Raw genomic sequence first — 20,424 nt, forward strand, 5'->3', positions numbered from 1 at the left:
CCTGCGCAGGCAGCCCGCCCCCACATTGTCTGGAGATTTATTGATGAGCATCGCCACCGTTGCACTGGTTTCAATCGGCGCCCACCCGGCCTCAGGCCGCGCCCGCCGCGCCGAGCAGGACGCCCGCGCTGTCGAACTGGGCCTGGAGCTGGCTGGGGATAACTTGCATGTGCTGCACGCTGGCAATCCCCACGAGCCCGCCCTGCGCGCCTATCTGGGCATGGGGCTGGACGAGTTGCACGTGCTGGAGCAACCGGACGGCGCCGATGTGGTGCCGGTATTGCGCGATTACATTCGTGAAGCGGGGGTACAGCTGGTGCTGACCGGCAGCCAGGCTGAAACCGGCGAAGGTTCTGGCATGTTGCCATACCTGTTGGCCGAGCAACTGGGCTGGCCGCTGCTGGTGGGTGTGGCGCAGATCGAATCTATCCACAGCGGTGTGGCGCAGGTGCTGCAAGCCTTGCCTCGAGGGCAGCGGCGTCGTTTGCAAGTACGGCTGCCGTTTGTGATTACTGTGGATAACGCCGCCCCGAAGGCCCGGCAAAGCGCTTATGGCCCCGCGACCCGGGGTCTGGTCAACGCGGATGTCGTTGAAGTCACGGTGGATGAGTTATCCACAACGGGTGTGCTGCAACCTGCCAAACCACGACCCAAACGCTTGAAAGTGATCAAGGCCAAAAGTGCTGCCGACCGCATGAAAGCAGCTACAGCCAAGGCCGCTGGCGGCTCGGGGCAAGTACTCAAGGGTGTGAGTGCCGAAGAGGGTGCCCAGGCTATTTTGAAGCTGCTGATTGAAGAAGGCGTCGTGCGCTGATACTTGCCCACAAAGTCTGTTAGCGCTTATGTGGATAAGTTGTTTGCTGTCCGCTAAGGCCTATATAAACCGTGGCTTACAGGCTTCTGATCAAAAAACATCCAATTCAGTGCTTTAACCACCGTCCAACCTTAAAACCCTTGAATAATCGGTGCCTTAAGGGGTTTTCCACAGTGAAACGAGGCGGTGCATAAGTTGCGCACAATCTCTGTTGGTGGATATGTGGATAAGGTGTTCGCGGCTGGCTACAGACCACGTGTTTCGTGGCTTACAGTGCGCTGTACAAAAAACGATCAATTGGTCATTCGAGGATAACTTGTCCACTTCCCCACAATTGCTGTGGGTGTGCCTGTGGACAAGATGTTGGTGAAGGGCTGTGGGCCATAGCGCACAAGGGCTGTAGCCTTCTGTTCAAAAAATAGCCAATACGCAACTCTGTAGATACTCTGTTGTAGGTCAAGCCCTACTGTGGGAGCGAGCCTGCTCGCGAACGACCTTCGCGAGCAGGCTCGCTCCCACAGTTGCCGTTGTCCTGTAGCCGCTGCCGCAGGCTGCGATCGAGCCCGCAGGCCTCGCACCTTAAACAGCGAAGGTCCTTCGGCTCTTAACGCAACCTCCGGCAGCGGCTACAGGATCATTGGGCCACCACCCCTTTAAGGTACGCCGCTGGCGCCGCCCCCAGATTGTTCAGCAGCCGCTCGCTGTACCAGTCAATAAAGTTCACCACGCCAAACTCGTAGGTCTTGGAGTACGGCCCCGGCTGGTAGGCGATTGAGTTGATGCCGCGCTGGTTTTCTTCTGCCAGTTTGCGGTCCTGATTGTTGGTGGCGTCCCACACATTGCGCATGCGTTCCACGTCGTAGTCCACGCCTTCCACCGCGTCCTTGTGCACCAGCCATTTGGTGGTCACGACGGTTTCTTGCGCGCTGATCGGCCACACCGTGAACACGATGATGTGATCGCCCATGCAGTGGTTCCACGAGTGCGGTAAGTGCAGGATGCGCATTGAGCCCAGGTCCGGGTTTTTGATCCGTCCCATGAGTTTTGCACAGCCTTGCTTGCCATCCAGGGTCATGGACACGGTGCCCTTGAGCAGCGGCATGCGCACGATTCGGTTACGCAGGCCGAAACTGGCGTGTGCATAAGGGATCTTCTCGGCGTCCCAGGCTGCTGCCGAAGCGGCTACGTGATCCTTGAATGCCTGATCGGCCCGTGGATCGGTAACGTCGTCCCATTCCAGCAGGGTCTTGAGCAACTCGGGGTGCGACGCGTTGCAGTGATAACACTCGCGGTTGTTTTCGAGCACCAGCTTCCAGTTGGCTTTTTCCACCAAGGTGGTGTGAATCGCCACCTTGGTGTTTTCCATGTCGTAGGGTTCCATGTAGTGGTTGAGCGTGGTCAGGAACTCGTCGATGGCCGGCGGGTTCTCGGCCAGGCTGATAAAGATGTAACCGCCTGCGGTTTTGACGTTTACCGGCTTGAGGCCGTATTGCTTCATATCAAAGTCGGCGCCCATCTCGGTGCCGGCAAACAGCAGGCGTCCGTCCAGCTCGTAGGTCCACTGGTGGTAATGGCACACCAGCTTGGCGACCTTGCCCTTTTCACTGGTACACAGCCGCGAGCCACGGTGGCGGCATACGTTATGAAAGGCATGCACCTGACCTTCGGCGCCGCGAATCACGATGATCGGGTTTTTGCCCACTTGCAGGGTCAGGAAGTTGCCCTTGGCCGGGATTTCACAGGTCATGCCTGCAATCAGCCACTCCTTCTGGAAGATCTCCTGCATATCGATTTCGAACAGGCGCTCGTCGTTATAGAAGGGCTGCGGCAACGAAAAGGTTCGTTCGCGGTTCTGCAACATCTCGGCGGTGGCCTTGCGTGCGGGTTCCAGTGGATCGCCCAGGCTCAGGTTTGCGGTGACGTCCATCGTTGTAATCCTCATGGCCATCGTAGGTGGCCTAAAAGTGGCTGATCAGGGGTGCGACGCAAGGCAAAGCATTTGATGTGGTGAGTGGCGCTGAGTGTGCGTTCGAAGTGCGCAGATGCCATATCTGCGGGCGACATGGCCAAATCTGTTTCCGACGCGCGAGCGCCTGTTTTCAGGGGCTGGTCGCCATAAGCATGTGAATGTCGCGAATAGATAAATGGCCGTCTCGGGGCATGCGCAGAATCGCCAGCAAGAGGCCGGTTGTCGGCCGTGGAGAAACCCATGTCCAACAGCTTTCTGAATCCGGTAACTACCCAGACCTGGGCCAACGGTCGACACATCGTGCGATGCGTCAAAGTGATTCAGGAAACCTGGGACGTACGCACCTTCTGTTTTATGGCCGACCAGCCGATTCTGTTCTTTTTCAAGCCGGGGCAGTTCGTGACTCTGGAGCTGGAAATCGACGGTGACCCGGTGATGCGCTCGTACACCATCTCCAGCTCGCCCTCGGTGCCTTACAGCTTTTCGGTGACCATCAAGCGCGTGCCGGGCGGGCGGGTGTCCAACTGGCTGCACGACAACCTGCAGGAAGGCCAGGAGCTGGCGGTACACGGACCGGTCGGGCTGTTTAACGCCATCGATGCACCGAGCCCCAAGGTGCTGTACCTGAGCGGCGGCGTCGGGATCACCCCGGTGATGTCGATGGCGCGCTGGTTTTACGACACCAACGCCAATGTCGACATGGTGTTTATCCACAGCGCCCGCTCGCCCAAAGACATCATTTACCACCGCGAGCTGGAGCACATGGCTTCGCGCATCGACAACTTCAGCCTGCACCTGATCTGTGAAAAACACGGGCTGGGTGAACCGTGGGCCGGCTATCGCGGTTATTTGAATCACAAAATGCTTGAGCTGATGGCGCCCGACTTTATGGAGCGCGAGGTGTTTTGCTGCGGACCTACGCCTTATATGAACGCGGTCAAGCGCCTGCTGGAGAGCAACGGCTTTGATATGAGCCGTTATCACGAGGAGTCTTTTGGCGCGACCCCGCCCGAAGCCCGGGCCGATGCGGTGGAGCAAGCCGAACAGGCGGCCGAGGCACCGGAGCTGGACCTGGCGGATTTGAACCAGGTGGAATTCACGGCATCCGGCAAGAGCATCCGCGTAGGCCCGGCAGAAACCGTGCATGCGGCGGCGGCCAAGCTGGGGCTGCTGATTCCCAAAGCGTGCGGCATGGGCATTTGCGGCACCTGCAAGGTGCTGAAACTGGGGGGCGAGGTCGAGATGGACCACAACGGCGGTATCACCGACGAAGACGTTGCCGAGGGCTATATTTTGTCGTGCTGCAGCGTGCCCAAGGGCGATGTGCGAATCGAGTTTTAAGGGGCGCAGGCCACTTGTGGGTGCCAGTCGGGAACAAAGACTCTAAACCGGAGTCTTTAGGGGGCTCAAAGGCAGGTTGCCGCTAGCTTAGCCGGTGACTTTTCTTTATCGTACGCGCCCTTCGAAACTGCTTGAGAACACCACCATGATTGAGTCATCCCTTAGCAAACTGGAACAACTGGTCAGCGACCTGGTTCAACAAAAGCAAGAGCTGTTGGATACCAACGCTGCGCTGAACGCTGAACTGACCCAGGCCAAAGACGAAAACGAAAGCCTGCAACTGAACCTGATGGAACAGGAAGAGAAGCAAGGCGCAACTGCTGCCCGCATTCAGGCACTGGTTGAGCGCGCGAGCCCTGTCAGCGCATGAGCGTAGACAGAGACGGAGTAAATGTCGTCTCGATTTTGGGTAACGACTACACGATCAAAGCGCCTGAGGGGGAGCAACAAACCCTGATGGCAGCCACGGTCATGTTGAAAGCCGCCCTGGCCGACACGAAAAGAAAGTACCCGAGCTTGATCGGGGACAAATTGCTGGTGCTGGCGGCGCTGAATCTGTGTTCACAGCAGATTGAGCTCAAGCAGCAACACAAACAGGAACTCGACCGTTATCAAGAGCAAGTCAGCGCCACGGTCGATGTGATTGAGCGAACGTTAGGGCAATCCTGACACTTCGCAATACGATCACTCCCTGTGGGAGCGGGCTTGCTCGCGAGAGTCTCAGCGCGGTGGTTCAGACCAGCCGCGTTAACTGAATCGCGAGCAAGCCCGCTCCCACATTATTGAATGTTTACCCCGCCATCACTTCGCGAATATCCGCCGCCAATTCCCGCACTCGAGCCTCATCGGTGTCCCACGAGCACATGAAGCGTGCGCCGCCTTTGCCGATAAAGGTGTAGAAGCGCCAGCCCTTGGCGGTCAGTGCAGCCACGGCCGGTTCCGAGAGTTGCAGGAACACGCCATTGGCTTCCACAGGGAACATCAGTTCAACACCCGGAATGTCACTCACCAACTGGCTCAGTAACTGCGCGCAGTGGTTGGCGTGGCGTGAGTGTTTGAGCCATGCGTCGTTTTCCAGCAAGCCCACCCAGGGTGCCGACAAAAAGCGCATTTTCGACGCCAGTTGCCCGGCCTGTTTGCAGCGGTAATCGAAGTCCACCGACAGGTTGTGGTTGAAGAACAGAATGGCTTCACCCACCGCCATGCCGTTTTTGGTGCCGCCAAAGCACAGCACATCGACCCCGGCTTTCCAGCTCAGGTCTGCTGGCGAGCAACCGAGGAAAGCACAGGCGTTGGAGAAGCGCGCGCCGTCCATGTGCAGCAACAAACCCAGCTCTTTGCAGGTGTCGCTGATGGCGCGGATTTCTTCAGGGCGATAGACGCTGCCGACTTCGGTAGCCTGAGTGATGGTGACCACCCGCGGTTTTGGATAGTGGATGTCTTTGCGCTTGAGGGCGATTTCGCGGATCGATTCTGGGGTGATCTTGCCGTTTTCAGTACGGGCGATCAGCAGCTTTGAGCCGTTGGAGAAGAATTCCGGCGCACCGCATTCGTCGGTTTCGACGTGGGCCGTCTCGGAACAGATCACGCTGTGGAAGCTCTGGCACAACGAAGACAGGGCCAGGGAGTTGGCCGCAGTACCGTTAAAGGCGAAATAGACTTCGCAGTCGGTTTCGAACAATTTGCGAAAGTCGTTGGCAGCGCGCAGGGTCCACTCGTCATCACCGTAAGAGCGTTGATGACCGTGGTTGGCCAGTTCCATAGCGGTCCAGACTTCAGGGCAGATACCGGAGTAGTTGTCGCTGGCGAATTGTTGGCTCTTGTCAGTCATTTCCCGGTTCCTTGGTCGAATTGTGTCGTGCACTTTATCCAAGATTTTGTCGGGTGCACAGGCACGACTCAAAGTGCGGAAAACCCTTACAAAAGAATAGCTCAAAGTCCTGCAATAAAAGTGTGGGAGCGGGCTCGCTCGCGATGGCATCACCCGGGTTTGCCAGACAAACCGCGCCGCCAGTATCGCGAGCAAGCCCGCTCCCACAGGGTTATGCGAAACCATGTCGTAAACGCACCATTGCGTGGCGTCCATAGGCATTTGATCTGCCTGCGCCAGCTCTACCATCTGGCTCAAAGGGCACAAGCCCCACCGAGACCAAAGGCGCGCTGGCGCTGGGAGACACGCAATGTTCAGCAAGCAGGATCAGATCCAGGGTTACGACGATGCCTTGTTAGCGGCGATGAATGCCGAAGATCAGCGCCAGGAAGATCACATCGAGCTGATCGCCTCCGAGAACTACACCAGCCAGCGTGTGATGGAAGCTCAAGGCAGCGGTCTGACCAACAAGTACGCCGAAGGCTATCCGGGCAAGCGTTACTACGGCGGCTGCGAGCATGTGGATAAAGTTGAGCAACTGGCTATCGACCGCGCCAAGCAGCTGTTCGGCGCCGATTATGCCAATGTGCAACCCCACTCCGGCAGCCAGGCCAACGCGGCGGTGTATCTGGCGCTGCTCAATGCAGGCGACACCGTGCTGGGCATGAGCCTGGCCCACGGCGGGCACTTGACCCACGGCGCCAGCGTCAGTTTTTCCGGCAAGTTGTACAACGCCGTGCAGTACGGCATCGACACCTCAACAGGCCTGATCGACTACGACGAAGTAGAGCGCCTGGCCGTTGAGCATCAGCCCAAGATGATCATTGCCGGCTTCTCGGCTTACTCCAAATTCCTCGACTTCCCACGCTTTCGCCAGATTGCCGACAAGGTAGGCGCTTACTTGTTTGTCGACATGGCCCACGTGGCCGGTCTAGTGGCCGCCGGGTTGTACCCGAACCCGCTGCCGTACGCTGACGTGGTCACCACCACTACCCACAAAACCCTGCGCGGCCCACGCGGCGGGTTGATCCTGGCCAAGTCCAACGAGGCACTGGAAAAGAAACTCAACTCGGCGGTGTTCCCCGGTGGTCAGGGCGGCCCGCTGATGCATGTGATCGCGGCCAAGGCGGTGTGCTTCAAAGAAGCCCTGGAGCCGGGCTTCAAGACCTATCAAAAGCAGGTCATCGACAACGCTCAGGCGATGGCCGAAGTGTTTATCAAGCGTGGCTTCGACGTGGTCTCGGGCGGCACCGACAACCACCTGTTCCTCCTCAGCCTGATCCGTCAGGGCCTGACCGGCAAAGACGCCGACGCAGCCCTGGGCCGTGCTCATATCACGGTCAATAAAAATGCGGTGCCCAATGACCCGCAATCACCGTTCGTGACGTCTGGCCTGCGCATCGGTACCCCGGCAGTGACCACGCGCGGGTTCAAAGTGGCGCAATGCACGGAGCTGGCTGGCTGGATCTGCGACATCCTCGATCACCTCGGCGATGCCGATATCGAGGCCGACGTGGCACGCCAGGTGACCTCGCTGTGCAAAGACTTCCCGGTTTATCGCTGAGCGCGTTTTTGGAGTAAACCCTATGCAACGGTATTCAGGCTTCGGCCTCTTCAAACACTCCCTCAGCCACCATGAAAACTGGCAGAAGATGTGGCGCACGCCGACCCCTAAAAAGGTTTACGACGTGATTATCGTCGGCGGTGGCGGCCACGGGTTGGCGACCGCTTACTACTTGGCCAAGGAGCACGGCATCACCAACGTGGCCGTGGTCGAGAAAGGCTGGCTGGGCGGCGGCAATACGGCGCGCAACACCACCATCGTGCGGTCCAACTATTTGTGGGACGAGTCGGCGCACCTCTACGAGCACGCCATGAAGCTCTGGGAAGGCTTGTCCCAGGACTTGAACTACAACGTCATGTTCTCTCAGCGCGGCGTCTACAACCTGTGCCATACCTTGCAGGACATGCGCGACTCGGAGCGCCGGGTCAGCGCTAACCGCCTCAACGGGGTGGATGGTGAGCTGCTCAACGGCAAGCAGGTGGCGGACGAGATTCCGTACCTTGATTGCTCAAAAAACACTCGCTACCCGATCATCGGCGCCACCGTACAGCGCCGTGGCGGTGTGGCTCGCCATGACGCCGTGGCCTGGGGTTTTGCCCGTGCTGCGGATGCCCTGGGTGTTGATCTGATCCAGCAAACCGAAGTACTGGGCTTTCGCAAGGAAAACGGCGTGTGCATCGGTGTTGAAACCAGCAAGGGTTTTATCGGTGCCAAGCGCGTTGGGGTGGTGACGGCCGGTAACTCCGGGCACATGGCCCGTCAGGCGGGCTTTCGTCTGCCGATTGAATCCCACCCGCTGCAAGCGCTGGTGTCGGAGCCGATCAAGCCGATTATCGACAGCGTGATCATGTCCAACGCGGTTCACGGTTACATCAGCCAGTCCGACAAGGGCGACCTGGTGATCGGTGCCGGGATCGACGGCTACAACGGCTACGGCCAGCGCGGCTCGTACCCGGTGATCGAACACACCATCCAGGCGATTGTGGAAATGTTCCCGGTGTTGTCCCGGGTACGCATGAACCGCCAGTGGGGCGGCATCGTCGACACCACTCCCGATGCATGCCCGATCATCTCCAAAACCCCGGTGCCGAATCTGTTTTTCAACTGCGGCTGGGGCACGGGCGGCTTCAAGGCTACACCCGGCTCGGGCAACGTTTTTGCCGCCAGTCTGGCCAAGGGTGAAATGCACCCATTGGCTGCCCCTTTTTCCATTGACCGGTTCCACACCGGTGCCCTGATCGACGAACACGGCGCTGCCGCTGTCGCCCACTAACAGAGGAATTACCCATGCTCCATATCTTCTGTCCCCATTGCGGCGAATTGCGCTCCGAAGAGGAATTTCATGCCAGCGGCCAGGCGCACATCCCGCGCCCGCTCGACCCTGGCGCCTGCACCGACGCCGAGTGGGGCGACTACATGTTTTTTCGCGACAACCCCCGGGGCCTGCACCACGAACTGTGGAACCACGTCGCCGGTTGCCGGCAGTTCTTCAACGCCACGCGCAACACCGTGACCTACGAAATTCTTGAAACTTACCTGATTGGCACCCAGCCGCAGTTCACTGAACAGGCGGCGCCACTCACCACCACGGCCACCCGCGAGCAGGGAGAAAAGGTATGAGCCAGACCCATCGCTTGCCTAATGGCGGCCGTGTAGACCGCAGCAAAGTGCTGACCTTTACCTTCAACGGTCAACAGTACAAAGGCTATGAGGGCGACAGCCTGGCCGCAGCATTGCTGGCCAATGGTGTCGACGTTATTGGTCGCAGCTTCAAATATTCCCGGCCTCGTGGCATCTATGCCGCCGGTGCCGAAGAGCCCAACGCGGTGCTGCAAATCGGTGCCACCGAAGCCACTCAGATCCCGAACGTGCGGGCTACGCAACAGGCGTTGTATCAGGGCCTGGTTGCCACCAGCACCAACGGTTGGCCCAACGTCAACAACGATGTAATGGGGATTTTGGGCAAGGTGGGCGGCAAGCTGATGCCGCCAGGTTTCTACTACAAAACGTTCATGTACCCGCAGTCATTCTGGATGACTTACGAGAAGTACATCCGTAAGGCGGCAGGCCTGGGCCGTTCGCCGACCCAGAACGATCCTGACACCTATGACTACATGAACCATCACTGCGACGTACTGATCGTCGGCGCTGGCCCTTCAGGCCTGGCGGCGGCACTGGCTGCAGCACGCAGCGGCGCCCGGGTGATCGTGGCCGATGAGCAGGAAGAGTTCGGCGGCAGCCTGCTCGACAGCCGCGAAAGCCTGGACGGCAAACCGGCCATGGAGTGGGTCGGCAAAGTCATTGCCGAACTCAAGGAGCTCCCGGGTGTGACGCTGTTGCCCCGGGCGACAGTCAACGGCTATCACGACCACAACTTCCTGACCATCCACGAGCGCCTCACCGACCATCTTGGCGACCGTGCCCCGATTGGCCAGGTTCGTCAGCGCATCCACCGTGTTCGGGCCAAGCGCGTGGTACTGGCTACCGGCGCCTGCGAGCGGCCGTTGGTGTACGGCAACAACGACGTGCCGGGCAATATGCTGGCAGGCGCAGTGTCGACCTACGTGCGCCGCTACGGCGTGGCGCCGGGTAAAAAACTGGTGCTCAGTACCAACAACGACCACGCCTACCGCGTTGCGCTGGACTGGATCGATGCAGGCCAGCAGGTGGTGGCTGTCGCCGATGCGCGCAGCAACCCTCGCGGCGCATTGGTCGAGGCCGCGCGCGCCAAAGGCATCCGCATTTTGACCGCCAGCGCGGTGATCGAAACCCGTGGCAGCAAACACGTGACCGGTGCCCGTGTGGCCGCGATTGACCTTAAAACCAACAGTGTCGCCAGCCCCGGCGAATGGCTGGAGTGCGACCTGGTTGCCACTTCCGGCGGTTACAGCCCGGTGGTGCACCTGGCCTCGCACCTGGGCGGTAAACCGAGCTGGCGCGAAGATATTCTGGGTTTTGTACCCGGCGAAGCTCCGCAAAAACGCGTGTGTGTGGGCGGCATCAATGGTGTCTACGGGTTGGGCGACAGCCTGGCCGATGGTTTTGAAGGTGGTGTGCGTGCTGCCAGCGAAGCCGGTTTCAAAGCGGTGGAGGGTGTGTTGCCCAAAGCCCTGAACCAGCATCATGAAGCCACGCTGGCACTGTTTCACGTGCCTCACGAGAAGGGCACTGCACGGGCGCCGAAGCAATTTGTCGACCTGCAAAACGATGTCACCGCCGCTGCAATCGAACTGGCTACCCGCGAAGGTTTCGAGTCGGTTGAACACGTCAAGCGCTACACCGCGCTGGGCTTCGGTACCGATCAGGGCAAGCTGGGCAACGTCAACGGGCTGGCCATTGCAGCACGCTCGCTGAACGTCACCATCCCGCAGATGGGCACCACCATGTTCCGCCCCAATTACACGCCGGTGACGTTCGGCGCCGTGGCGGGGCGGCATTGCGGGCATATTTTTGAGCCGGTGCGTTACACCGCGCTGCACGCCTGGCACGTCAAGCAGGGTGCCGAGTTTGAAGATGTGGGCCAATGGAAGCGTCCGTGGTACTTCCCGCGTAATGGCGAAGACCTGCACGCAGCGGTCAAGCGCGAGTGCCAGGCGGTGCGTGACAGCGTCGGTATTCTCGATGCCTCCACCCTGGGCAAAATCGACATTCAGGGCCCGGATGCGCGGGAATTTCTCAACCGCATCTACACCAACGCCTGGACCAAACTCGATGTGGGCAAGGCTCGCTACGGCCTGATGTGCAAAGAAGACGGCATGGTGTTCGACGACGGCGTAACCGCCTGTCTGGCCGATAATCACTTTGTCATGACCACCACCACCGGCGGTGCGGCCCGCGTGCTGCAATGGCTGGAAATCTACCAGCAGACCGAGTGGCCTGACCTGAAGGTGTATTTCACGTCGGTGACCGACCATTACGCGACGCTGACCCTGTCAGGCCCCAACAGCCGCAAGCTGCTGAGCGAAGTCACGGACATCGATCTGGACCGTGAAGCTTTCCCGTTCATGACCTGGAAGGAAGGTCTGGTCGGCGGTGTACCGGCGCGGGTCTTCCGTATCTCGTTTACCGGTGAGCTGTCGTACGAGGTCAATATCCAGGCCGACTATGCGATGGGCGTGCTGGAAAAAATCGTCGAGGCGGGCAAGCCATACAACCTCACCCCCTATGGCACCGAGACCATGCACGTGCTGCGGGCCGAGAAGGGTTTCATCATCGTCGGTCAGGACACCGACGGCTCCATGACCCCGGATGACTTGAACATGGGCTGGTGTGTGGGCCGTACCAAACCGTTCTCATGGATCGGCTGGCGCGGCATGAACCGCGAAGACTGCATGCGTGAACAACGCAAACAGCTGGTGGGGCTCAAGCCGGTAGACCCGACCCAATGGTTACCTGAAGGTGCGCAACTGGTGTTCGATCCGAAACAGGCAATCCCGATGACGATGGTGGGCCATGTGACCTCCAGCTATGCCCACAACTCACTGGGTTATTCGTTTGCCATGGGTGTGGTCAAAGGCGGCTTGAAGCGCATCGGTGAGCGTGTGTTTTCGCCTCAGGCCGATGGCAGCGTGATCGAGGCCGAGATCGTGTCTTCGGTGTTCTTCGACCCCAAAGGTGAGCGGCAGAATATTTGAGTGGAGCCCTTTCGCGAGCAGGCTCGCTCCCACGGGGAATGGTGGGAGTCAATCAACACAACATTGCTAACGGGTGATCCATGACCACAGCCAACGTATACCAACAACGCCCGGACTCGGGCGCCAAAGCCGAGTCATCGTTGCACCAGGCCAACCTCGCCGGTTTGATCGGCAAGGGCCGTAAAAATCCGGGTGTGACCGTGCGCGAGAAAAAACTGCTGGGCCATCTGACCCTGCGCGGCGATGCCAAAGACCCGGCTTTTGCCGAAGGCGTGCACAAGGCCCTGGGGCTGGAGTTGCCAGTGGCCCTGAGCCTGGTGGCCAAGGAAGACACATCGTTGCAATGGATGGGGCCGGATGAGTGGTTGCTGATCGTGCCCGGTGGCCAGGAATTCGCCGTGGAACACGCGTTGCGCGCAGCGCTGGCCGGGCTGCATATCTCGGTCGTCAACGTCAGCGGCGGGCAACAGCTGCTGGAACTGAGCGGACCAAAGGTGCGCGAAGTGCTGATGAAGTCCACCAGCTATGACGTACACCCGGACAACTTCCCGGTGGGCAAAGCGGTGGGCACGGTGTTCGCCAAGTCGCAGCTGGTGATTCGCCACACGGCTGAAGACACATGGGAGCTGCTGATCCGCCGCAGCTTTTCGGACTACTGGTGGCTATGGTTGCAGGATGCAGCAGCGGAGTACGGGCTGAACGTCGAAGCGTAAATATGATCCTGCCTGCGCCTCTGTGGGAGCGGGCTTGCTCGCGATTGCAGCACCACGGTCATCCGGATGTACCGTGTTGTTTGCATCGCGAGCAAGCCCGCTCCCACACAGGTCGTGTGCGTTCCAATACCCATCAAGGAGCACCCCATGAGCCGCGCCCCCGACACCTGGATTCTTACCGCGGACTGCCCGAGCCTCCTGGGCACGGTGGATGCGGTCACGCGTTATTTGTTCGAACACAGTTGCTACGTCACCGAGCACCACTCTTTCGACGACCAGCGCTCGGCGCGTTTTTTTATTCGCGTGGAGTTCCGTCAGCCTGACGGTTTTGACGAGCACGCTTTTCGCGCGGGTCTGGCCGAGCGCGGCCAGGCTTTCGGCATGGCCTTCGAACTGACGCCGCCTCATCACCGGCCCAAAGTCCTGATCATGGTGTCCAAGGCCGATCACTGCCTCAACGACCTGCTGTATCGCCAGCGTATCGGCCAGTTGTCGATGGACGTGGTGGCCGTGGTCTCCAATCACCCCGATCTGGAGCCGCTGGCCAGCTGGCACGGCATTCCTTATCACCATTTCGCGCTGGATCCGGCCAATAAACCGGCGCAAGAAGCAAAGGTGTGGCAGGTGATCGAAGACACCGGCGCCGAGCTGGTGATCCTCGCCCGTTACATGCAAGTGCTGTCCCCTGAGTTATGTCGCAAGCTCGACGGCAAAGCGATCAATATCCACCACTCCCTGCTGCCCGGTTTCAAAGGGGCCAAGCCGTATCACCAGGCCTACGAAAAAGGCGTCAAGCTGGTCGGCGCCACGGCGCACTACATCAATAACGACCTGGACGAAGGCCCGATCATCGCTCAGGGCGTGGAGGTGGTGGATCACAGCCACTACCCCGAAGACCTTATTGCCAAAGGGCGCGACATCGAAGCCCAGACGCTGGCTCGTGGTGTGGGCTATCACATTGAGCGGCGCGTTTTCCTAAATGGAGGTCGTACGGTGGTGCTGTGAGGTTAGCGGCACGTTCTAAGCTGGATGCAGCAAGTAATCCCTCCAATTACAACAAGGGTGAATACGATGGCTGACAATCGCGGTGTGGTGTACCTGGGCAATGGCCAGGTTGAAGTGCAAAGCATTCCTTTCCCGAAGATGCAGAATCCTCAAGGCAAGCCCATTCATCACGGCGTGATCTTGCGTGTGGTGTCGACCAATATCTGTGGCTCCGATCAGCACATGGTGCGTGGCCGTACCACGGCGCAAACCGGGCTGGTCCTGGGCCATGAGATCACCGGCGAGGTGATCGAGGCCGGGCGCGATGTGGAGCATCTGAAAGTCGGCGATCTGGTTTCTGTGCCGTTCAACGTGGCATGCGGGCGTTGCCGCAGTTGCAAGGAGCAAAACACCGGCGTCTGTCTGACCGTCAACCCGGCCCGTCCCGGCGGTGCCTATGGGTATGTGGACATGGGCGATTGGGTCGGCGGTCAGGCTGAATATGTATTGGTGCCTTATGCCGATTTCAACCTGCTCAAGTTGCCCAATCGTGATGCGGCAATGGAAAAGATCCGTGACCTGACGTGCCTCTCCGACATCCTGCCCACCGGCTATCACGGTGCAGTGACCGCAGGCGTTGGCCCCGGCAGTACGGTGTACATCGCAGGCGCTGGTCCGGTAGGTCTGGCAGCGGCGGCCTCGGCGCGTTTGCTGGGCGCTGCGGTGGTGATCGTCGGTGACGTGAACCCGATTCGCCTGGCCCACGCCAAGGCTCAGGGGTTTGAAATCGCCGACCTGTCCAAGGACACCCCGTTGCACGAACAGATTGCCGACCTGTTGGGTGAGCCTGAAGTGGATTGCGCCGTGGATGCGGTGGGCTTTGAAGCCCGTGGTCACGGGCATGACGGAGTGAAACACGAGGCGCCGGCCACCGTGCTCAACTCGCTGATGGGCGTAGTGCGGGTGGCGGGCAAAATCGGCATTCCGGGGCTGTACGTCACCGAAGATCCGGGTGCAGTCGATGCAGCCGCAAAAATGGGCAGCCTGAGCATTCGCTTTGGTCTGGGCTGGGCCAAATCCCACAGCTTTCACACCGGGCAAACGCCGGTGATGAAATATAACCGCCAACTGATGCAGGCCATCATGTGGGACCGGATCAAGATCGCGGATATCGTGGGCGTTGAGGTCATCAGTCTGGACGACGCGCCACGTGGCTATGGCGAGTTCGATGCCGGGGTGCCGAAGAAGTTTGTGATCGATCCGCACAAGATGTTCAGCAAGGCTTAAAAGCCACAACTGACTGTGTAGTCGCTGCCGCAGGCTGCGATGGATTGCGCAGCGATCCTGCCTTGAAGGGCCTGCGGCCCTTATCGCAGCCTGCGGCAGCGACTACAGGTTGGTTTACAGTGTCGCCAGCGGCCCCTGATACAGCACGGGGCCGGTTGGCTGCCCGGTTGGTGAGCCGCCCTGCGGCTCAAGACTCACCGCCAGTACCACCGGGACCCTGATCAATTGCTGCTGGCTCTGGCTCAGGGCTATCCGACCATCACCATCCGCGGGGATCCGCCCCAGGGACACCGGTTTACCCTCAACCGGAATCGCCCACAATTCCAGGCTGCGGCCTGCCTCCACGGCAGCCAGCTCCAAAGGCTGAACCTTCAGGTAGTCGGCGTGGGCCTCGATCCGCAGGCCGGGCTGAGCCGTGCCGCTGAGCAGGGTGGCCTGGTACTGGACACTGTCGCGGTTGTAGAGCAGGCCCGTGGTCAAAACGATCAGCAACGAGCAGGCAACCGCCCCCAACCGCAGCCAGTTCCAGAACGGGCGCTTGAGCGGTACATGCAGTGTTTGCGGTTCAATGCGCGCCACAACGGCTTGCCACACATGCTCGGGCACGGGTTGCTCGACCAGGGGCTCGGTCAGTAGGGTGAGGTGGTTTTGCCAGCGGGCCAGTTCAGCGCGCAACGCCCCATCGTCCAGCAGCAAGTGTTCAAAGCGTTTACGGGCGGTGGGCGGCATCAGGCCGATGGCGTAATCGGCGGCCAGCGCACGGCGCCGTTCAGGGGTTTGATAGTTCATGACTCAAGGCACCTGCGCAGTCGCTCCATGCCCCGGCGGATCCAGGATTTGACCGACCCTAGCGGTGCATCAAGGGTGTGCGCCAGTTCGCTGGCACTCAGCCCCTGAAAATAGGCGATGGTGATGCTCTGGCGCTGCATGCCTTCCAGTCGTTCAAGGCAATGGCCAAGGGCGCTGGCCGCCCGGGCGCTGTCCAGTTGCTCGTGGGCGCTGGGGCTCTCATCGGCCAAGGCGTCTTGCTGCAGGTCACTCAAGGGCAGTTCGCGATGTTTGCGCAACTGGTCGATGGCCAGGTTGCGAGTGATGGTGATCATCCAGGTCAGGGGGGCCGACACGTGAGCCTCATAACGGGAGGCGTTGTGCCAGATGCGCACAAAGCTTTCCTGCACCACGTCTTGCGCCAGGTCGCTGCGGCCCATGCAGCGCAGTGCCACGCTGTGCAGGCGCGGCGCCACGGTGCGGTAGAGGGTTTCGAAGGCGCGGCGATTGCCCAATGAACATTGGGCCAAGAGCGTTGCAAGGTCATCGGCATCGGTAATTAAAATAGCCACTCTCCCGTCAAACACAGTCAGGGCATCAGACCAGTCGTCGGTTGAGGTTAGTTCAGGCTGTGGGGTTGTTCCAATCATGTGGCACCTCTGTGTCCTGTATACGCAGGCAAGGGCACAGCGGATGCAGCGGTTTTCAATTAAGATTGCGACCCGTTTGATCCGATAGTGGCACCTGGGAACATCTGCTGGGGTTTTGGGTCATAGACATAGTTTTACCGCTCTATTGCAGGCGGTTTTTTGGTTCTAGAGGTTGAAGCGATGAATAAGTTGAGCGGCGTGGCACTGGCAACATTGATGACCGTGGTCGCGAGCCCGGTGTTTGCAGGTTTCAGCCTGAGCGATGTGGCCAACGTGGCGGCGCAGGTGCAGGGTGCCAACGGCAATGGCGCGACCACGGACAAGTCCGCGCAAGCCGTACAAATGCTGACCAAGGTCAACGAGCTGGGTGTAAAGCCTGAGCAAGCGGCAGGCGGCATCGGCGCGATGTTGAGCCTGGCGAAAAACCAGCTGACCTCCAGCGACTACTCCGAGCTGACCGAGCAAGTGCCGGGTGTCAACAAACTGGCTGGCGCCGGTGCACTGGGCCAGTTGAGCCAATTGGGCGGCTTGCTGGGCAAGTCCAGCGGCGTATCCGAGACTGCGACCAGCGCTGTCAGCAACGTGTCCAACACTGACCAGTTGAACAGTGCATTCACCGCACTGGGCATGCAGGACGGTATGGTTGCCAAGTTTGCGCCGGTTTTGCTGGAGTACTTCAAAGGTCAGAACGTCAGCACTTCGCTGCTGAGCAAACTGGGCAGCGCCTGGGGCGTTTAAAGGCTAGCCGCGCTCGGCACGCAAGGTGCTGATGCGCAGGTCTTTCTCGGTCCAGAGCTGGTTGACCCAGCTCTGGACATGCTCGCGAAACACCGGATCGTTTTCGTAATCACCCCTCCACAACGCCGGATCCAGCTCACGGGTCTGTATGTCGATAATCACTTTGGGCACCTGCCCGCTGATCAATTGCCAAAACCCCGGAATTTTTTCCTGTGGATAAACCACGGTCACGTCGAGCACGGCATCCAACTGTTCACCCATCGCCGCCAGCACAAACGCCACTCCCCCCGCCTTGGGTTTTAGCAACCAAAAGTAAGGTGAATGTTGCTGGGCGTGTTTGGCGGGGGTAAAGCGCGTGCCTTCAATGTAATTGACCACCGTCACAGGCTGGCGCTTGAACAGTTCGCAGGCGTCCCGCGTGATCTTGAGGTCCTGGCCCTTGAGTTCGGGATGTTTGGCCAGGAAGGCTTTTGAGTAACGTTTCATGAATGGATAATCGAGCGCCCACCAGGCCAGCCCCAGGAAGGGCACCCAGATCAGTTCTTTTTTCAGGAAGAATTTGAAGAAAGGCGTACGTCGGTTCAGGCTCTGTATCAGTGCGGGAATATCGACCCACGACTGATGATTGCTGATCACCAGATACGAGGTATTACGGCTTAGCCCCTCAGCGCCGCGAATGTCCCATCGGGTGGGCAGGCACAAGGCGAAAATGCGCTTGTCTATCTCTGACCATGTCTCGGCGATCCACATCACCGCCCGCGAGTTGAAATCGCGAAGGCGCCCCGGCGTCACTAGTTTGAGCAGGGCAAACAGCATCAACGGCCCGAACAGAATCAGGGTGTTGCACAGTAATAACAGGGTAACCAGACAGCCGGTGAGCAGGCGGCGCATAAGCAACTCTTGAACGTTTAAGGACTGGTCATGATAAGCAGACTGGCGTAGAACGCCAAATCAATGAGCCCTTCCGGCGCTGGCTTGCACCTGCAAAAGCCGTGTGAACCTACTGCCGGTATGTGGTCTAAACCGGACTCTTTAAAAGGAATGACCCGTATGAAGTCTGTTTTTGTGTTGCTGTCCGTATTGGCGTTGCCGGTGATGGCGGCCGAGCCGACCCTTTATGGGCGTTACGAATACATCAAGCTGCCGGAAATTGGCGAAACCCTCAAAGCCAAGATGGACACCGGCGCCCTGACAGCGTCGCTGTCGGCTAAAAATATCCAGACCTTTACCCGTGATGGTGACGAGTGGGTCCGCTTCCAGCTGGCGACCGAGGGCGCGAGCAGCAAGGTTTACGAGCACAAGGTTGCGCGTATCAGCAAGATCAAGAGCCGTGCCGATGAAGATGACGAGAAAGAGGTCCCGGAAAGCGCCAAGCGCCCGGTAGTCGATCTGGAGATGTGCCTGGGTAACGTCAAGCGCACCGTAGAGGTCAACCTTACGGATCGCAGCAGCTTCAACTACCCGCTGCTGATCGGCGCCAAGGCGCTGCGTGAGTTTGGTGCGGCGGTGAACCCGGCGCGTCGCTATACAGCGGACAAGCCTGATTGCTGAAAACCCGCGTTCTCGTCAGCGGCTAAAGATTTTGCCTGTCCCGATTCGTAGCAGTTGACGAGCTGTGCGAGGCTACGTCCGGCGGCGCAGCCGTCGTAAAGCCTGCTTCCACGGTTTATCAGGCATGCCGTGTGTACCGGTTTTACGACCGCTACGCGCTCGAACGCAGCCTCGCAGAGTTCGTCAGCTGCTACGCAACTTTCGCTCAGCGCTTGAGCAACCCGCGCACGCTGACCCACACCGGAATGCCCAAGCCAATCCAGCTCAGTACATCCCACGCGCCGTCACCCAATAGCGCGCTGAACAGTCCGGTCACGCTCACAAGTCCAATCGCCAGCGGGATAGAAAACACCTTCCAGAAGTTCGACCGACGCGGCCTCATCGAGCGTTCTCCTTGGCCGCACGTCGGCGTACCCACCACAGGTACAAGCCGCTGCCGAGTACCACAATGGTCAGCAGGTCGAGGGCTGCCCAAAGGATCTTCATCGGCATGCCGCCGTAGTCGCCAAAGTGCAACGGCTGGGACATGCCCATCGCATCCATGTACCACGGTCGTCCGGCCACGGCAGTAACGTCCAGGGTGCTCGCGTCGATCAAGACCGGTGTCAGCAGGTGCGAGGTCAGGTGGGTGCTGCCTTTCATGAACACTGCGTAATGGTGTTCGCTGGAGAACCGTGTGCCCGGGAAGGCGATAAAGTCCGCATTCATGCCGGGTGCTGCTTTGGCGGCAATGTCCAGCAACTGGCTGGCAGGGGCCAGATGGGTCAGCGGTGGTGCATCACGATAGGGTTCGATCATGACGCCGAGGCTGTCATTGCGCCAGGCTTCGATAATCAGGTCGGCACACGCGCTGATCACACCGGTCACCCCCACCACTAGGGCCCAGGTCAGGGTCACGGCGCCCAGCAGGTTGTGCAGGTCGAGCCAGCGCAAGCGGGTGGACTTGTCGGTGCGCACGGTGGCGAAGTCGTGACGGCGCATGAACGGCAAGTACAGCACCGTCCCGGAGATGATCGCCAGCACAAACAGCAGCCCCATGAATGCCAGCAGCAGCTTGCCGGGCAGCCCGGCGAACATGTCCACGTGAAGGCGCAGCATGACCATCATGATCCCGCCATTGGCCGACGGAACCTCTATCGCCTCGCCCGTACGCGCATCGAGCATAAAGGTGTGGGACGAGTTCGGCTCGGTGCCTGCGGTGGCCGCCATGATGGCTACGACCGCGTTGGGTTCGTCTGCTTCCCAGCCGAAATACTGCATGACTTCGCCCGGGCGATGAGCCTCGGCGGCGCGCACCAGTTGTTGCAGATCGAGTGTCGGGGTGTCGGCGGGCAGTTCCTTGACCTGCGGCGCATCGCCCAGCAGGTGGTCGATTTCATGGTGAAAAATCAACGGCAAACCGGTCAATGCCAGCATCAGCAAAAAACCGGTGCAAATCAGGCTGGTCCAGGTGTGGATAAAAGACCAGCGGCGAATGGTTTTGCTTTTCATGAAGCTCCAAAACACTGCTGTGGGAGAGGCGGTGCGCCGCTCCTACAGGG

The 20,424-nt window shown here is 59.6% G+C and carries 20 protein-coding genes; 13 read left to right on the forward strand and 7 right to left on the reverse strand.

Annotated elements, in window-relative coordinates:
• Positions 1–43 precede the first annotated feature (43 nt).
• Positions 44–814, forward strand: coding sequence for an electron transfer flavoprotein subunit beta (locus RGV06_RS16375; protein WP_198821610.1), 771 nt, complete (start codon positions 44–46; stop codon positions 812–814).
• 634 nt (positions 815–1,448) lie between these two features.
• On the opposite strand, the gene gbcA is transcribed toward RGV06_RS16375, so the two are convergent.
• Positions 1,449–2,741, reverse strand: a complete 1,293-nt coding sequence (gbcA, locus tag RGV06_RS16380; protein ID WP_046809220.1) for a glycine-betaine demethylase subunit GbcA — start codon at positions 2,739–2,741, stop codon at positions 1,449–1,451.
• 282 nt (positions 2,742–3,023) lie between these two features.
• Between gbcA and gbcB the strand changes: the two genes are divergently transcribed.
• From gbcB to RGV06_RS16395, 3 genes are all read left to right on the forward strand, one after another.
• Complete coding sequence (gene gbcB / locus RGV06_RS16385; RefSeq protein WP_019822968.1) at positions 3,024–4,124, forward strand: glycine-betaine demethylase subunit GbcB; 1,101 nt, start codon at positions 3,024–3,026, stop codon at positions 4,122–4,124.
• Positions 4,125–4,269: 145 nt separating this feature from the next.
• Positions 4,270–4,494: a hypothetical protein gene (locus RGV06_RS16390; RefSeq protein WP_019822969.1), complete on the forward strand. Its 225-nt coding sequence runs from the start codon at positions 4,270–4,272 to the stop codon at positions 4,492–4,494.
• Complete coding sequence (locus RGV06_RS16395; protein ID WP_019822970.1) at positions 4,491–4,793, forward strand: cell division protein ZapA; 303 nt, start codon at positions 4,491–4,493, stop codon at positions 4,791–4,793. The genes RGV06_RS16390 and RGV06_RS16395 overlap by 4 nt, the downstream gene beginning before the upstream one ends.
• 121 nt (positions 4,794–4,914) lie before the next feature.
• Here the strand turns inward: RGV06_RS16395 and RGV06_RS16400 are convergent, their stop codons facing one another.
• Positions 4,915–5,955, reverse strand: coding sequence for a threonine aldolase family protein (locus tag RGV06_RS16400; RefSeq protein ID WP_322150531.1), 1,041 nt, complete (start codon positions 5,953–5,955; stop codon positions 4,915–4,917).
• Positions 5,956–6,304: 349 nt separating this feature from the next.
• Between RGV06_RS16400 and glyA the strand changes: the two genes are divergently transcribed.
• The 7 genes from glyA to fdhA all read left to right on the forward strand — a co-directional run bounded on the left by glyA (position 6,305) and on the right by fdhA (position 15,176).
• Positions 6,305–7,558 (forward strand): serine hydroxymethyltransferase, encoded by a 1,254-nt coding sequence (gene glyA / locus RGV06_RS16405; protein WP_019822972.1) that lies wholly within the window; start codon positions 6,305–6,307, stop codon positions 7,556–7,558.
• Positions 7,559–7,580: 22 nt separating this feature from the next.
• Complete coding sequence (locus tag RGV06_RS16410; protein WP_019822973.1) at positions 7,581–8,831, forward strand: sarcosine oxidase subunit beta; 1,251 nt, start codon at positions 7,581–7,583, stop codon at positions 8,829–8,831.
• Between the two features lie 14 nt (positions 8,832–8,845).
• The gene (locus RGV06_RS16415) at positions 8,846–9,178 is read left to right on the forward strand and encodes a sarcosine oxidase subunit delta (protein ID WP_019822974.1); all 333 of its coding nucleotides are present in this window, start codon (positions 8,846–8,848) and stop codon (positions 9,176–9,178) included.
• Positions 9,175–12,192, forward strand: coding sequence for a sarcosine oxidase subunit alpha (locus RGV06_RS16420; RefSeq protein ID WP_322150533.1), 3,018 nt, complete (start codon positions 9,175–9,177; stop codon positions 12,190–12,192). Before RGV06_RS16415 ends, RGV06_RS16420 begins: the two co-directional genes overlap by 4 nt.
• An 80-nt stretch (positions 12,193–12,272) precedes the next feature.
• The gene (locus RGV06_RS16425) at positions 12,273–12,905 is read left to right on the forward strand and encodes a sarcosine oxidase subunit gamma (protein WP_019822976.1); all 633 of its coding nucleotides are present in this window, start codon (positions 12,273–12,275) and stop codon (positions 12,903–12,905) included.
• Positions 12,906–13,052: 147 nt separating this feature from the next.
• Positions 13,053–13,910, forward strand: a complete 858-nt coding sequence (gene purU / locus RGV06_RS16430) for a formyltetrahydrofolate deformylase (RefSeq protein ID WP_019822978.1) — start codon at positions 13,053–13,055, stop codon at positions 13,908–13,910.
• A 66-nt stretch (positions 13,911–13,976) separates the two neighbouring features.
• Positions 13,977–15,176, forward strand: coding sequence for a formaldehyde dehydrogenase, glutathione-independent (fdhA, locus tag RGV06_RS16435; protein WP_019822980.1), 1,200 nt, complete (start codon positions 13,977–13,979; stop codon positions 15,174–15,176).
• 114 nt (positions 15,177–15,290) lie between these two features.
• Here the strand turns inward: fdhA and RGV06_RS16440 are convergent, their stop codons facing one another.
• Both RGV06_RS16440 and RGV06_RS16445 read right to left on the reverse strand, forming a co-directional pair.
• Positions 15,291–15,965, reverse strand: a complete 675-nt coding sequence (locus tag RGV06_RS16440; protein WP_322150536.1) for an anti-sigma factor domain-containing protein — start codon at positions 15,963–15,965, stop codon at positions 15,291–15,293.
• Positions 15,962–16,594: a sigma-70 family RNA polymerase sigma factor gene (locus tag RGV06_RS16445; RefSeq protein ID WP_019822983.1), complete on the reverse strand. Its 633-nt coding sequence runs from the start codon at positions 16,592–16,594 to the stop codon at positions 15,962–15,964. Before RGV06_RS16445 ends, RGV06_RS16440 begins: the two co-directional genes overlap by 4 nt.
• Positions 16,595–16,774: 180 nt before the next feature.
• On the opposite strand from RGV06_RS16445, the gene RGV06_RS16450 reads away from it, so the two are divergent.
• A complete protein-coding gene (locus tag RGV06_RS16450) occupies positions 16,775–17,332 on the forward strand; it encodes a DUF2780 domain-containing protein (RefSeq protein WP_019822985.1) in 558 nt (185 codons plus the stop codon).
• 3 nt (positions 17,333–17,335) lie between these two features.
• Here the strand turns inward: RGV06_RS16450 and RGV06_RS16455 are convergent, their stop codons facing one another.
• Positions 17,336–18,223, reverse strand: coding sequence for an acyltransferase (locus RGV06_RS16455; protein WP_019822987.1), 888 nt, complete (start codon positions 18,221–18,223; stop codon positions 17,336–17,338).
• 159 nt (positions 18,224–18,382) lie between these two features.
• Here RGV06_RS16455 and RGV06_RS16460 point away from each other — a divergent pair, with 159 nt between their 5' ends.
• Positions 18,383–18,883 carry an ATP-dependent zinc protease gene (locus RGV06_RS16460; RefSeq protein WP_019822989.1) on the forward strand — a complete coding sequence of 167 codons (501 nt, stop codon included), beginning with the start codon at positions 18,383–18,385 and terminating at the stop codon, positions 18,881–18,883.
• A 205-nt stretch (positions 18,884–19,088) separates the two neighbouring features.
• Here the strand turns inward: RGV06_RS16460 and RGV06_RS16465 are convergent, their stop codons facing one another.
• Positions 19,089–19,265, reverse strand: coding sequence for a hypothetical protein (locus tag RGV06_RS16465; protein WP_019822990.1), 177 nt, complete (start codon positions 19,263–19,265; stop codon positions 19,089–19,091).
• Entirely contained in the window at positions 19,262–20,374 is a 1,113-nt protein-coding gene (locus tag RGV06_RS16470; protein ID WP_322150539.1) for a PepSY-associated TM helix domain-containing protein, read from the reverse strand. Before RGV06_RS16470 ends, RGV06_RS16465 begins: the two co-directional genes overlap by 4 nt.
• Between the last annotated feature and the right edge of the window lie 50 nt (positions 20,375–20,424).

Origin of the sequence: Pseudomonas sp. CCI3.1, assembly GCF_034313985.1 — a bacterium.
Lineage (GTDB): Bacteria > Pseudomonadota > Gammaproteobacteria > Pseudomonadales > Pseudomonadaceae > Aquipseudomonas > Aquipseudomonas psychrophila.